13 protein-coding genes are annotated in these 11,969 nt (G+C 72.4%); 4 read left to right on the forward strand and 9 right to left on the reverse strand.

What is annotated here, in order from left to right:
* Positions 1-4: 4 nt before the first annotated feature.
* Together MILUP08_RS06820 and MILUP08_RS06825 are read right to left on the reverse strand one after the other, a co-directional pair.
* Positions 5-856 (reverse strand): ABC transporter permease, encoded by an 852-nt coding sequence (locus MILUP08_RS06820; protein ID WP_007456011.1) that lies wholly within the window; start codon positions 854-856, stop codon positions 5-7.
* The gene (locus MILUP08_RS06825; protein WP_007456013.1) at positions 853-1,866 is read right to left on the reverse strand and encodes a daunorubicin resistance protein DrrA family ABC transporter ATP-binding protein; all 1,014 of its coding nucleotides are present in this window, start codon (positions 1,864-1,866) and stop codon (positions 853-855) included. The genes MILUP08_RS06820 and MILUP08_RS06825 overlap by 4 nt, the downstream gene beginning before the upstream one ends.
* Positions 1,867-2,007: 141 nt before the next feature.
* On the opposite strand from MILUP08_RS06825, the gene MILUP08_RS06830 reads away from it, so the two are divergent.
* Complete coding sequence (locus MILUP08_RS06830; RefSeq protein ID WP_007456014.1) at positions 2,008-2,523, forward strand: GNAT family N-acetyltransferase; 516 nt, start codon at positions 2,008-2,010, stop codon at positions 2,521-2,523.
* Between the two features lie 24 nt (positions 2,524-2,547).
* On the opposite strand, the gene MILUP08_RS06835 is transcribed toward MILUP08_RS06830, so the two are convergent.
* Positions 2,548-3,534: an aldo/keto reductase gene (locus MILUP08_RS06835; protein WP_007456016.1), complete on the reverse strand. Its 987-nt coding sequence runs from the start codon at positions 3,532-3,534 to the stop codon at positions 2,548-2,550.
* Between the two features lie 83 nt (positions 3,535-3,617).
* Positions 3,618-4,370 (reverse strand): SDR family oxidoreductase, encoded by a 753-nt coding sequence (locus tag MILUP08_RS06840; RefSeq protein WP_007456018.1) that lies wholly within the window; start codon positions 4,368-4,370, stop codon positions 3,618-3,620.
* A 102-nt stretch (positions 4,371-4,472) separates the two neighbouring features.
* Here MILUP08_RS06840 and MILUP08_RS06845 point away from each other — a divergent pair, with 102 nt between their 5' ends.
* Positions 4,473-5,315 (forward strand): helix-turn-helix transcriptional regulator, encoded by an 843-nt coding sequence (locus MILUP08_RS06845; RefSeq protein ID WP_007456020.1) that lies wholly within the window; start codon positions 4,473-4,475, stop codon positions 5,313-5,315.
* A 66-nt stretch (positions 5,316-5,381) separates the two neighbouring features.
* On the opposite strand, the gene MILUP08_RS06850 is transcribed toward MILUP08_RS06845, so the two are convergent.
* Complete coding sequence (locus tag MILUP08_RS06850) at positions 5,382-6,233, reverse strand: aldo/keto reductase (RefSeq protein WP_007456022.1); 852 nt, start codon at positions 6,231-6,233, stop codon at positions 5,382-5,384.
* 97 nt (positions 6,234-6,330) lie between these two features.
* Positions 6,331-7,299 carry a LysR family transcriptional regulator gene (locus tag MILUP08_RS06855; protein WP_007456025.1) on the reverse strand — a complete coding sequence of 323 codons (969 nt, stop codon included), beginning with the start codon at positions 7,297-7,299 and terminating at the stop codon, positions 6,331-6,333.
* Between the two features lie 51 nt (positions 7,300-7,350).
* Here MILUP08_RS06855 and MILUP08_RS06860 point away from each other — a divergent pair, with 51 nt between their 5' ends.
* Together MILUP08_RS06860 and MILUP08_RS06865 are read left to right on the forward strand one after the other, a co-directional pair.
* Positions 7,351-8,265 (forward strand): serine hydrolase, encoded by a 915-nt coding sequence (locus MILUP08_RS06860; RefSeq protein ID WP_007456026.1) that lies wholly within the window; start codon positions 7,351-7,353, stop codon positions 8,263-8,265.
* 154 nt (positions 8,266-8,419) lie between these two features.
* The gene (locus MILUP08_RS06865) at positions 8,420-9,397 is read left to right on the forward strand and encodes an MBL fold metallo-hydrolase (protein ID WP_007456028.1); all 978 of its coding nucleotides are present in this window, start codon (positions 8,420-8,422) and stop codon (positions 9,395-9,397) included.
* Positions 9,398-9,429: 32 nt separating this feature from the next.
* Here the strand turns inward: MILUP08_RS06865 and MILUP08_RS06870 are convergent, their stop codons facing one another.
* From MILUP08_RS06870 to MILUP08_RS06880, 3 genes are read right to left on the reverse strand one after another with little or no spacing between them, the layout of a single operon-like run.
* The gene (locus MILUP08_RS06870) at positions 9,430-9,969 is read right to left on the reverse strand and encodes a DUF1697 domain-containing protein (RefSeq protein ID WP_007456029.1); all 540 of its coding nucleotides are present in this window, start codon (positions 9,967-9,969) and stop codon (positions 9,430-9,432) included.
* Positions 9,970-9,998: 29 nt separating this feature from the next.
* The gene (locus tag MILUP08_RS06875; RefSeq protein ID WP_007456031.1) at positions 9,999-10,667 is read right to left on the reverse strand and encodes a response regulator; all 669 of its coding nucleotides are present in this window, start codon (positions 10,665-10,667) and stop codon (positions 9,999-10,001) included.
* Positions 10,664-11,821 (reverse strand): sensor histidine kinase, encoded by a 1,158-nt coding sequence (locus MILUP08_RS06880; RefSeq protein WP_063827242.1) that lies wholly within the window; start codon positions 11,819-11,821, stop codon positions 10,664-10,666. The genes MILUP08_RS06875 and MILUP08_RS06880 overlap by 4 nt, the downstream gene beginning before the upstream one ends.
* Between the last annotated feature and the right edge of the window lie 148 nt (positions 11,822-11,969).

Consider the following 11,969-nt stretch of genomic DNA (forward strand, 5'->3'; position numbering starts at 1 on the left):
ACGGTCAGCGGCGGTTGTACTTGTACATGGTCAACGTGCCGAAGACGAGCACGAAGCCGACGCTCCACGCCAGCAGCCACATCGTGGCCGACGGATCCGACTCGCCGGCCATCACCGCGCGCACCGACGCCACCAGCTGCGTCACCGGGTTGACCTTCACGAACGCCTGGAGCCAGCCGGGCATGGTGCTCGGCTCGACGAAGACGTTGCTGAGGAACGTCAGCGGGAACAGCACCATCATGCTGACCCCCATCACCGACTTCTCGCTGCGCAGGATCAGTCCGAAGAACGTCCACACCCACGAGAACGCGAACGAGAAGACCACCAGCAGGCCGATCCCGGCGGCCACCCCGGCGACGCCGCCGTCGGGTCGGAAGCCGAGCGCCAACCCGACGCCGAGGATGACCAGGGCGGCGAGGATGTAGCGCAGCACGTCGCCGAAGATCATGCCGACAAGCGCAGCCGGCCGCCAGACGGGCAGCGTCCGGAAGCGGTCGAAGATGCCCTTCTCGATGTCGGTGTTGAGACCGATACCGGTGTACATGGTGATCATCACGACGCTTGTCACCATGATGCCGGGCAGGAAGAACTGCAGGTAGTCGCGCGGGCTGTCGGCGAGGGCGCCACCGAACAGGTACGTGAACATCAGCACCATGATGATCGGGAACGCGGTCACGTCGAAGAGCTGCTCCGGCACGTGCTTGATCTTCAGCAGCGCCCGCCAACCGAAGGTGAGCGACGCCCCCAGCGCGCTGGGTCGGCGGGGTCGCGCGCCCGGCGCCAGGACGGTCGCCAGCGCCTCGGCGGACGGTACGTAGACCGACGGCGCCCGTTCGGTGGTGGTGGTCTCGCTCATCGGGCTGCCTCCAGCTCGTCGTCGCGCTCGTCGGCCGACACGGCCGGATGATCGGTCAGGGCCAGGAAGACCTCGTCCAGGCTCGGCTGGCCGAGCGAGAAGTCGTCGACGACGATGCCGGCGCGGGCCAGGTCACCCAGCGCGCGGGCGGCCTGCGCGCTGGCGTCGAGGTCGCTGCCGGCCTCGCCGACCCGGGCGGTCAACGCGACCGGATCCGCGGCGAGCTGCACCGGCACGTCGAGCGCCTCCCGGAGCACCAGCTCGGCCTGCGGCCGCTGATTGGGTTCCCGCAGTCGCAGGTGGACGGTGCCGGAGCCGACCGACGACTTCAGCTCGCCCGGGGTGCCCTCCGCGATCACCCGGCCGTGGTCGACGACAGCGATCCGCCCGGCGAGCTGGTCGGCCTCGTCGAGGTACTGGGTGGTCAGCAGCACTGTCGTCCCGTGCGACACCACGGCCCGGACGATCTCCCACACCTGGTTGCGGCTGCGCGGGTCGAGACCCGTCGTCGGCTCGTCGAGAAAGAGCAGGTCGGGCGTGTTGAGGATGCTCGCGGCGATGTCGATGCGCCGCCGCATCCCACCCGAGTACTTCTTCACCTGGCGGTCGCTCGCCTCGGTCAGCCCGAACGCGGCGAGCAGCGCCGCCGCGCGCTCGCGGGCGGCCGGCTTGCGCAGGCCGAGCAGGCGGGCGAGGAGCACCAGGTTCTCCGTACCGGTCAGGTCCTCGTCGACGGAGGCGTACTGGCCGGTGAGGCTGACCCGGCTGCGGACCTTGTCCGCCTCGGTGACCACGTCGTGCCCGAACACCCGCGCGGTGCCGCCGTCGGGGCGCAGCAGCGTCGCCAGCACCCGAACCGCGGTGGTCTTGCCCGCCCCGTTCGGGCCGAGCAGGCCGTAGACGGTCCCGGCGGGCACCCGCAGGTCCATGCCGGCCAGCGCCCGGGTCTCCCCGAAGGATCGGGTGAGCCCCTCGGCCTCGATGGCCAGGCCGGTGGAACGTCTATTCATGATCTTTACCTCTCGTCCGACGTGTGCACACACGAGGCGCGAGGTGACGACCGACCGCCCGCTAGATCGGATCTAGCGGGCGCTGTTTCGGGACGGAATGTCGGTGGGATCGGCTTGACTGGGGTCGACGAGGGGGACGGAATGGCGCAGGTACGCATCGAGCCGTGGCACGAGGATGATCTCGATCTGCTGCGGCAGCTCAACTCACCCGACACGCGCCGACACACCGGCGGCCCGGAGACCGACGAGCAGGTGCTCGCCCGGCACGACAGGTACGTGCACTTCGCCGAGGGCGGGCAGGGGTGCATGTTCACACTGGTGCTGCCGGACGGCGCGCGGGCGGGCAGCGTCGGCTACTGGGCCCGCGAGTGGCGCGACCAACAGGTGTACGAGCTGGGCTGGGCGGTGCTGCCCGCGTACCGGGGGCAGGGGCTGGCCACCGTCGCGGTGCGCGCGGCTCTCGACGTGGCCCGCGCCCGACGGGACCGGCGCTACGCACACGCGTACCCGTCGGTCGACAATCCCGCCTCGAATGCGGTCTGCCGCAAGGCGGGCTTCACCCTCCTCGGCGAGACGAATTTCGAGTACCCGCCCGGGCACCTGATGCGTGCCAACGACTGGCAGCTCGACCTGACCGCCCCGCCGACCGACGACTGAGGTCGGCGGGGCGGCCGTCGCCGGTCACCAGGTGGTGTCGAGGCGGTGCCGCTGCTCGGCGGTCAGGTCCAGGTCGACCGCTGCCAGGCTCTCCTCCAGTTGGGCCACCGAGGAGGCGCCCACCAGCGGGATCGACGGCAGGTCACCGCCCAGCAGCCAGGCGAGCACCACCTGGTTGACAGTCGCGCCGGTCTGCCCGGCCACCTCCCGCAGGGCGGCCAGTCGCCGGGGCGCGCTCGGCAGGTCGTACGCCGGGCTGAGCGGCTTGTCCGCCCGGGTGAACGCCCCCTTGAGCAGCGGCGAGTACGCCACCAGGGTCAGCGCCGGCTCGGCGCGCAGGTAGCTGAGCAGGTCGCCGCCGACGCCGCCCGGCTCGCCGTCCGGGTCCAGCTCACTGACCAGGTCGGTGCGGTTGGGCAGGTAGCTGCGGTGGTACTGGAGCACCTCGTACCCCGGGAGGCCGGCGGCCGCGGCGAGCGCGCGGGCCCGTTCCACCCGCCACGCCCGGTGGTTGCTCGCGCCCAGCAGGCCCACAGTCCCCTCGGCGACCAGCTCGGCGAAGCCCTCCACGGTCTCCGTGAGCGGCACCGTCCGGTCCTCGATGTGTGCGTAGAGCAGGTCCAGCCGTTCCACGCCGAGCCGGTCGCGACTGCGCTCCGCCGACTCGCGGATCACCTTTGCCGACAGGCCCTCGGCGTTGTCCAGGTAGCTGGTGCCGGGGGCCAGCGGGCGGGCGCCCAGCTTGGTGGCGATGACGATCTCGGAGCCGATGCCCCGGCTGCGCCGCCACCGCCCGAGCAGCTCCTCACTCTGGCCGCCCTGCGAGCCGTCCATCCAGAACGCGTAGTTGTCCGACGTGTCGATGAACGTGCCGCCCGCCTCGACGTACCGGTCGAGGATCGCGTACGAGGTGGCCTCGTCGGTGGCGCTGCCGAACAGCATGGCCCCGAGGCTGAGCACGCTTACCTCGCGCCGGGTCGCCGGGTCGGTGCCGATCGTGCGGTACCGCATGGGATCTCCTTCCGTGCGCCCTGCCGGTGGGCGCCCGAGGATCACCCTGGTGGCTGGAGTGCGCTCCAGGTCAAGCGCTCGTCTCACCAGGGGAGTACGCCGTACCCGCCGCCGGCGTCCATCTGGAAGCCCCACAGCAGTCCGCTCGGCCCGTCGGCCGGCAGCGTCGCCAGGCGCACACTCACCTCGGCGCCCTGCTCGGCGGTGCGGAAGCCGCCGTTGCCGTTCAGGTCGGTGGCGCAGTAGCCGGGGTTCGCCGCGTTCACCTTGATCGGGGTGTCGCGCAGCTCCTTGGCGTACATGGCGGTGAGCATGTTCAGCGCCGCCTTCGACGACGGGTACGGCACGGAGGTCAACTCGAACAGCGCGCCGTTCGGGTCGGTCATCACGGCGATCGAGCCGACCTCGCTGGAGACGTTGACGATCCGGGCGGCCGGCGCCCGGCGCAGCAGCGGCAGCAGCGCGTTGGTCACCGTCACCACCCCGAAGACGTTCGTCTCGTACAGCCGGCGCAGCGTCGCCACAGTTGTCTCGCTGGGAAGCCCTCGCGCACCGTCGGCGAGGACGATGCCGGCGTTGTTGACAAGCACGTCCAGCCGGCCGTACTCCGCCTCCACCAACTTCGCGGCGGCGGCCACCGACCCGGCATCGGTGACGTCAAGCGGCACGAACACCGCGTCCACACCGCCGTCGCGCAGCTCCTGCTGCGCGGCCCGCCCCCGCTCGGCGTCGCGTGCACCCACCAGGACGGTCATGCCGAGGCCGCCGAGCTGTCGTGCGGTGGCGAAGCCGATTCCCTTGTTGGCCCCGGTGATCAGGGCGACCATGTTCGTCATGCCGTCGAGCTTCACCCCGGCGGCGGCCCGTGGACAGGGACGGGCCGAGGCTGGGACCGGCGGTACCACCCTGGCCGGCCCCGCCCGGGGCATGCTGGTGGGATGACGAGCAGCGGCCTGCGACGTGACGAACTGGCGGCGTTCCTGCGCACCCGCCGCGCCCGCCTGAGCCCCGCCGAGGTCGGTCTCCCCGACGGGATCCGTCGGCGCACCCCCGGGCTGCGTCGGCAGGAGGTCGCCCAGCTCGCCGGGATGTCGATCGACTACTACATCCGGTTGGAGCAGGGTCGCGGCCCACACCCGTCCCGGCAGGTGCTCGCCGCGATGGCCCGGGCGCTGCTGCTGAGCCGCGACGAGCGGGAGTACCTGTTCCGGATCGCCGGGGAGCACCCGCCCTCGACCGTCGGCCCGAGCCGGGAGGTGACCCCCGGGCTGCGGCACCTGCTCGACGCCATGACCGAGTCGCCGGCATACCTCGTCGACGCCGCGTACCACGTGCTGGCCTGGAACCGTCTGGCCACGCACTTCGTGGGGGATCTCGCGGCCGTGCCGGACGCGGAGCGCAACATGATCCGCTGGACGTTCCGGCAGCCGATGACCGACGCCCACTGGACCGACGCCGACGCCCGTCGGTTCGTGCACAGCACGGTGGCGGACCTGCGGGCCGCCTACGGCCGCTACCCGGCGGACCCGGCGATCCGCGAGCTGGTCACCGAACTGCTCGGCACCTCGCCCCGGTTCGCCCGGCTGTGGGCCGAGCACGACGTCGAGGAGCGCCGTCCCGTCGTGAAGCGGGTGGCGCATCCCGAGCTGGGGCCGTTGGAGTTCGAGTGCCGTGTGCTGCTGGTGCCGGAGACCGAGCAGCGGCTGATCGTCTACGTCGCCGAGCCGGCCTCGCCGACCCAGGCGGTGTTCCGCCGATTGGCCGAGCGCGTCGGCTCCTGAACCGGGGGCGAGCGTGCTGCCGCTCAGTCGGCGTGCGGACCGAGCGGCAGCACCAGCAGAAGAGCGTCAGCGGGGGACGTAGGCGAACGTGTCCGGGTTCGGGCCGGTCCGCCCGGCCTCACCCTTGTCCAGCCCGGTGATCCGCTCCATCGCCGCGTCGTCCAGCTCGAAGTCGAAGATCCGGGTGTTCTCCTCGATCCGCTTCGGCGTGGTCGACTTCGGGAAGATGATGTCGCCGCGCTGCACGTGCCACCGCAGCACCACCTGCGCCGGGGTGCGGCCGAGCTGCTCGGCGATGTCGACCACCGTCGAGTCGTCAAGCACCTTGCCCTGGGCGATCGGCGACCACGCCTCGGTGAGGATGTTGTGCTCACTGCCGTAGGCGCGGACCTCGTCGTTGACGAAGTACGGGTGCGCCTCGATCTGGTTGACCGCCGGCACCACGCTCGCCTCGTCGGCCAGCCGCCGCAGGTGCGGCACCTGGAAGTTCGACACGCCGATCGAGCGGGCCCGACCGTCGCGCTGGAACTCCTCCAGCACCTTCCAGGTCGAGACGTAGTCGCCGTCGTACAGCGTCGGCAGCGGCCAGTGGATCAGGAACAGGTCGATGTAGTCCATCTTCAGCGCCGCGAGCGTCGAGTCGAACGCCTTGCGGGCGTCGTCCGGGCGGTGGAAGCCGTTGTTCAGCTTGCTCGTCACGTAGACGTCGCCCCGGTCGAGGCCGGACACGCGGACCGCCTCGCCGACCTCGGCCTCGTTGCCGTACATCTCGGCGGTGTCGATGTGCCGGTAGCCGGTCTCCAGCGCCGTGGTCACCGCCGCGACGGTGTCCTTCGGTTCGATCTGGAACACCCCGAAGCCGAGCTGCGGGATCGTCGTGCCGTCGTTCAGGCTGATGTCAGGAATCGTGTTGCCCATTGCGGCTCCTTCGCGTCTTCGGTATCCGTCATCCATACCCGGGCGGGTGGACGATGCACCGCCCAATACGGGGTGACGAGCGCAACGTCGGCCTGGTTCACCCGGTGGTGTCGAACAACACCGGCCAGGGCCGTTCGGCAGGCACCGAGGGCGGCGTGGACGGCGTCGGTGACGACGGCTCGGCGACGGCCAGCACCTCGGCCGCGAGCTGCCCGACCATCGGGGCCGCCGGGTGCGCGGAGCGTTCCGGCCAGACCGCCGAGGTGCGTTTCGCGAGCGCGGCGTCGGCGATCGGCCGCCACGCGATCCGGGGTTCCCGGCGTGCCAGCGTCGCCGGCTCCACGGCCACTCCGCCGCCGGCCAGCACCAGCCCGAACAGGAACTCCGGGTTGCGCGCCGGTCGCACCCGCGCCGGTCGCCACCCGTGCCGCCGGCACACCGCGAGCAGGTGGTCGTGCCAGCCCGGCGCGGTGGCCCGGGGCGCGGCCACCAGGTCCAGGCCGGCGAGCGCCGCGAGCGGCACCTCCCGGCCGCGGGCCAGCGGCGAGGTCCGCGGCAGCAACACCCCCAGGGGTACGTCCACCGGGGCGCCGAAACGCAGCCCGTCCGCCTCGACCGGATGGTGCACGAGCCCCACGTCCAGGGTCCGTTCGGTGAGCATGCGCACCTGCTCGGCGGTGGTCAGCTCGTGCAGCTCCACGTCGAGGCCGGGCGCTCGACAGGTGAGCTGGTCCAGCAGGGCGCGCAGCGTCACCGCCGGGGTCTCCGGCGGCACACCGGCACGAAGGACGCCCAGCTCGCCCGCGCGGACCTGGCCCATGAGGTTGCGCAGCCGGCCCTCGCCGGCGAGCAGCTCCTCCGCCTCGGCGAGCAGCAGACCGCCGGCGGTGGTGAGCCGCACCTGGCGGCGGGACCTGTCGAACAGCTCGACCGCGAGCTCCCGTTCCAGCCGCTGGATCGACTGACTCAGCGGCGGCTGGGCCATCCCGAGCAGTTCGGCCGCCCGCCCGAAGTGCAGCTCGTGGGCGACCACCACGAAGTGCCGCAGGTGCCGGAGCAGGTCCACGGCCGGACCCTACGCCAGCGGCGGAACACCGCCACTGGATACCGTGCCCGGGTGGATGTGGGGGAGCGGATCGAGGCCATCTTCGCGGGCGTCGGGGTGACGGCCAGCCTGCACGTCGTCGACCTGGACGCGGTGGACGTGGACGCCGTGGACCCGGACGCCGTGGACCGGCAGGTCGGGGTGCGTGCCGACGAGCAGGTGGTGATCGCGTCGATCTTCAAGATCCTGCTGGTGCTGGAGTTCGCCCGGCAGGTCGACGCCGGCCAGCTCGACCCCACCGAACGGGTACTGGTCACCGCCGCCGACCGGCTCGGCGGGTGGGGGCTGGCCGGTTGCGCCGACGACGCCGAGGTGTCGCTGCGTGACCTCGCGTACTTCGCCATGTCGGTCACCGACAACACGGCCGCCGACCTGCTGCTGCGTCGGGTCGGCCCGGACCTGCTGCCGATGCTCGCCGCCGAGCTGGGGCTGACCCGCACCCGCGTCCTCGGCGGTCCTCGGGAGCTGGTCGAGCTGATGCTCGCCGACGTGGGCGCGCGGACCGAGGCGGAGTTCGCGCGGATCTTCCCGACGCTGCCGCCGGAACGGGTCCGGGCGATGCGGGTCTTCGACCCCGCGCACACCACAAGCAGCACCGCCCGGGAGATCACCCGGCTGCTCACCCTCATCTGGCGGGACGAGGCCGGGCCGGCGGCGGCCTGCGCGATGGTCCGCACCTGGATGGCCCGGCAGATCTTCTGGACCCGGCTGGCGGCCGGCTTCCCGCCCGGCGTCCGGGTGTCCGGCAAGACCGGCACCCTGCCCGGCCTGCACCTGGAGGCCGGCGTCGCCGAATACCCCGACGGCGGCCGGTACGCCATCGCCGTCTTCGCCCGCGCCGACGAGCTGACCCCGCGCCGGATCGACGTGGACCTGGCGATGGGCGAGGCCGCCCGCACGGCCGTCGAGGCACTGCGCGGCGAGTGAGTTTTCCGCGCGTCCGGGGGCCGAAGCGCAGTCGTTGAGCAGGCACGATATGCCGGGACGTATGGGAGGGAACAGCGTTCGATCTTGGACCGGGAGGCGGTGGCGCTGGTTGGCTCGTGTCGACCGATCACCCGAACACGGGGAGTAGATCCGCATGTCCCACCTCGACCGCCGTCGCTTCCTGCGCGACGCCGCAGCCACCACCGCCCTGGTCTCGGCCGGCGGCCTCGTCGCCACCTCCACCACCCCGGCCCAGGCCGCGCCGACGACCGCCGCGCCGACACCCGCCGGCCGCCGCACCGGCGCGGTCAGCTTCCGCTGGTGGGGTACGGCCGGCTGGCGCATCGACATCGCCGACCGGACCGTCCTGGTCGACCCGTTCCTCAGCCGCATCGACACCGGGCTGTTCGCCGGCGCGTTCCGGACCGACGCCCCGTTGACCGTGCGCACCGACGTGATCGATCCGCGCGTCGACCGGGCCACGACAGTCCTGGTCACGCACACCCACTGGGACCACTTCATGGACGTCCCGTACATCGCCGGGCGCACCGGCGCGCGGGTGTTCGGCACGCTCACCGCGTACCACCTGGGGTTGGCCTACGGGGTGCCGGCGGCGCAGCTCAGCGCGGTGAAGGGCGGGGAGGTGCTCGACTTCGGCGACCACAGCATCGAGGTGGTCGGCTCGCTGCACAGCCGCAACGCGTCGTACTCCGTGGCCTTCCCCGGGGTGCGGGTGACCCAGCCGGCGCGGCCGGCGACCATCGCGGACCTCCCGGAGGGCGACACGCTGGGATACCTGCTGCGCGTCGAGCGCGGCCCGTCGGTCTACTTCACCGGGGCCAGCGACGTGGCCGAGCGCAACCTCACCGGCCTGGCGCCGGACGTGGCGATGGTGGCCATGCAGAGCGCCACCACCACCGGCGACTACCTGCCCCGGCTGCTGGAGGGTCTGGACTACCCGAAGGTCGTGGTGCCGGTGCACTGGGACAACTTCGAGACGCCGTTGCAGAACCCGCCGGTCGTGGCACCTGCCGACCGCGCCCGGCTCGACGACATGATCGCGGCGGTGCGTCGGATCTCGCCGCGCAGCCGGGTGCTGGTGCCCGAGTACGAGACCGCGTACCACTTCTGACCGGGCCCGGGCGGGCGCCCGCGCCCGCCCGGTCAGCCGGCGACCAGCTCCGCCAGGGCGCGCACCGACTTCCAGTTGCGGGTGGTGGCCACCACGCCGAGCTTCTTCTCCAGGTAGGCGTTCGTGAACTTCGACCGGCCGTAGCCGCCGTCGGGGAAGTGCAGGAAGACCTCCCGGCCGGTCACCGTGAACGACACGTTCTCACCGCCGGGCACGACGAGCGCATCCACCACGGACTTCTTCGGAGGAGTCGCCAGGAAGGCCACCAGCAGGCGCGTCGGATCGTCCTCGACCTCGGCGTACGGGTTGCCACCCACCACCGCCGCCAACTCCCGGCCGCTGCGCACCAGCACCGGCACGGTCAGCCCCAGCTCGTCGGCGAGCGCCCGCTCGATCCCGGCGGCCAGCTTCTCCGCGTCGCGCACGGTGCTGCCGAAGGCCACGTTGCCGCTCTGCAGGTACGTCTTCGCGTCGTCGTGGCCCAGGTCGGTGACGATCCGGCGCAGGTCGGCCATCGCCAGCCGGGTGGTGCCGACGTTGACCCCGCGCAGCAGGGCGACGTAACGGGTCATGGCTCCTCCTCGGGTTCGGGTCGACCGGCTCAGCGTAGGCCGCTCGGCCCCACCAGACCCGTTTCGTAGGCGACGATGACCAGTTGCGCCCGGTCGCGCGCCCCCAGCTTGGTCAGCAACCGCCCGACGTGCGTCTTGACCGTCGCTGGGCTGAGGTTGAGCCGGGTGGCCAACTCCGCGTTGGACAGACCACGGGCGATCAACGTGAGTACCTCCCGTTCACGCTCGGTCACCCCGTCCAGGTGGCGCGGCAACGGCCGGGTCGGCTCCGCCCGCCGGGCGAACTCGTCGATCAGCCGGCGGGTCACCGTGGGCGCGAGCAGCCCCTCACCGGCGGCGACCACCCGGATCCCGGCCAGCAGATCCGCCGGTGGGGTGTCCTTCAGCAGGAAGCCGCTGGCGCCGGCGCGCAGCGCGCCGTAGACGTACTCGTCCAGGTCGAACGTGGTCAGGATGATGACCCGGGTGCCGGCCGTCGCCGGGTCGGCGCAGATCCGCCGGGTCGCCTCGATGCCGTCCATCTCCGGCATCCGGACGTCCATCAGCACCACGTCCGGACGGTGCTGGCCGGTCAGTGCGACCGCTTCCACGCCGGTGCCCGCCTCGCCCACCGTCGTGCAGTCCCCGGCGAGATCGACGAGCAGTCGGAAACTGCCGCGCAGCAGCGCCTGGTCGTCGGCGATCAGCACCCGGATCACGCGGCCACCCGGTAGGGCACGCTGGCCGTCACCGCGAACCCGCCGTCGGAGCATGGACCGGCCCGAAACTCCCCGCCGTGCAACGCCACCCGTTCCCGCATGCCGATCAACCCGTGGCCCTCCCCGCCGAGCAGGACCGGACGTCGGCCGTCGTCGGTCACCTCCACCCGCACCTCGTCGGGGGTGACCGTCACCAACGCCCGGCAGCCCGCCGGTGCCGCGTGCTTCACCACATTTGTCACCGCCTCCTGCACGATCCGGTACACCGTGAGGCCCACCGACTCGGGCACCTCGCCGTCCGGTTCCTCGCGTCGCACGTCGAGCCGGACGTCGACGCCGCCGATCGCCGCCTGCCGGGCGAGCGCCGGCAGCTCGTCCAGGCCGGGCGTCGGCGCGTACGGGGTGTCCTCCCGCAGGACGCCGAGCACCCGACGAACGTCGGTGAGCGCGGTGCGGCCGGTCTCCTCGATCACCCGCAGGGCGGCCCCCGCCTCCCGCGGGTCGGCCTCGGCGACGTGGTTGGCGACGGCCGCCTTCACCACGATGAGGCTCAGCGTGTGCGCGACCACGTCGTGCAACTCCCGCGCCACCCGTAACCGCTCCTCGGCGGCGGCCTGCCGGACCATGTGCTCGCCCTGCCGGGCGGCGAGGGCACGTCGCTCCCGCAGCAGCCAGCCGATCACCCAGGCCGGCGCGATCATGACGGTGCCGTAGACGACCGCGCCGGTCCGCGACCAGAGGTCGCCCGCGGTCAGCACCAGGGCGACGCTCACCAGAGCGAGACAACCGGCGGCACTGAGCAGCGACCGGCGCGTGGGAGTCGACACGGCCACCGTGTAGAAGGACAGGCCGATGGCGAGGGCCGGCGCGGCGGCGGCGAAGTTGGGAATCACGCCGGTGATCAGGGCGACGGTGGTGACGGCGCTGATCACGACGGCGACCGGGATCGGCCACCGTCGCCGGGCGGCCAGCGGCAGCCCGATGGCCATCCCGACGAGCACGGACACCCAGAGCGGTTCGTCGATGCCCCCGCGCAGCGGCGACTCCAGCGCCGCGTACGGGCAGAGCAGCCCACCGACCGCCACGGCGAGCACGGCGTCCACGACGTACAGGTCCACCGGTCGCAGCCGCCGGGTGAGCAGGAGAGCGGTCACGCCCCAGACGGTAACGGCCGGCCGGATCGACCGCGTCCACCCGTGGGCGGTCATCCCCGAGGACGACGGCCGGCGCTCGGGGGCCTTCGACTCCGCCCGGGGGAGGGCGGGAAAGTGTCCACTCCGGCACGACGCGCCGCACCCTGCG

It is taken from the genome of Micromonospora lupini str. Lupac 08 (assembly GCF_000297395.2).
Taxonomy (GTDB): Bacteria; Actinomycetota; Actinomycetes; order Mycobacteriales; family Micromonosporaceae; genus Micromonospora; species Micromonospora lupini.

Bases quoted from the DNA above. Each gene is read 5' to 3' on its own strand.
- MILUP08_RS06835 (WP_007456016.1), bottom strand. From the start codon at position 3,534: ATGCGGTACCGCACGATCGGCACCGACCCGGCGACCCGGCGCGAGGTA.
- MILUP08_RS06820 (WP_007456011.1), bottom strand. From the start codon at position 856: ATGAGCGAGACCACCACCACCGAACGGGCGCCGTCGGTCTACGTACCG.
- MILUP08_RS06865 (WP_007456028.1), top strand. From the start codon at position 8,420: ATGTCCCACCTCGACCGCCGTCGCTTCCTGCGCGACGCCGCAGCCACC.
- MILUP08_RS06830 (WP_007456014.1), top strand. From the start codon at position 2,008: ATGGCGCAGGTACGCATCGAGCCGTGGCACGAGGATGATCTCGATCTG.
- MILUP08_RS06870 (WP_007456029.1), bottom strand. From the start codon at position 9,969: ATGACCCGTTACGTCGCCCTGCTGCGCGGGGTCAACGTCGGCACCACC.
- MILUP08_RS06850 (WP_007456022.1), bottom strand. From the start codon at position 6,233: ATGGGCAACACGATTCCTGACATCAGCCTGAACGACGGCACGACGATC.
- MILUP08_RS06845 (WP_007456020.1), top strand. From the start codon at position 4,473: ATGACGAGCAGCGGCCTGCGACGTGACGAACTGGCGGCGTTCCTGCGC.
- MILUP08_RS06840 (WP_007456018.1), bottom strand. From the start codon at position 4,370: ATGACGAACATGGTCGCCCTGATCACCGGGGCCAACAAGGGAATCGGC.
- MILUP08_RS06825 (WP_007456013.1), bottom strand. From the start codon at position 1,866: ATGAATAGACGTTCCACCGGCCTGGCCATCGAGGCCGAGGGGCTCACC.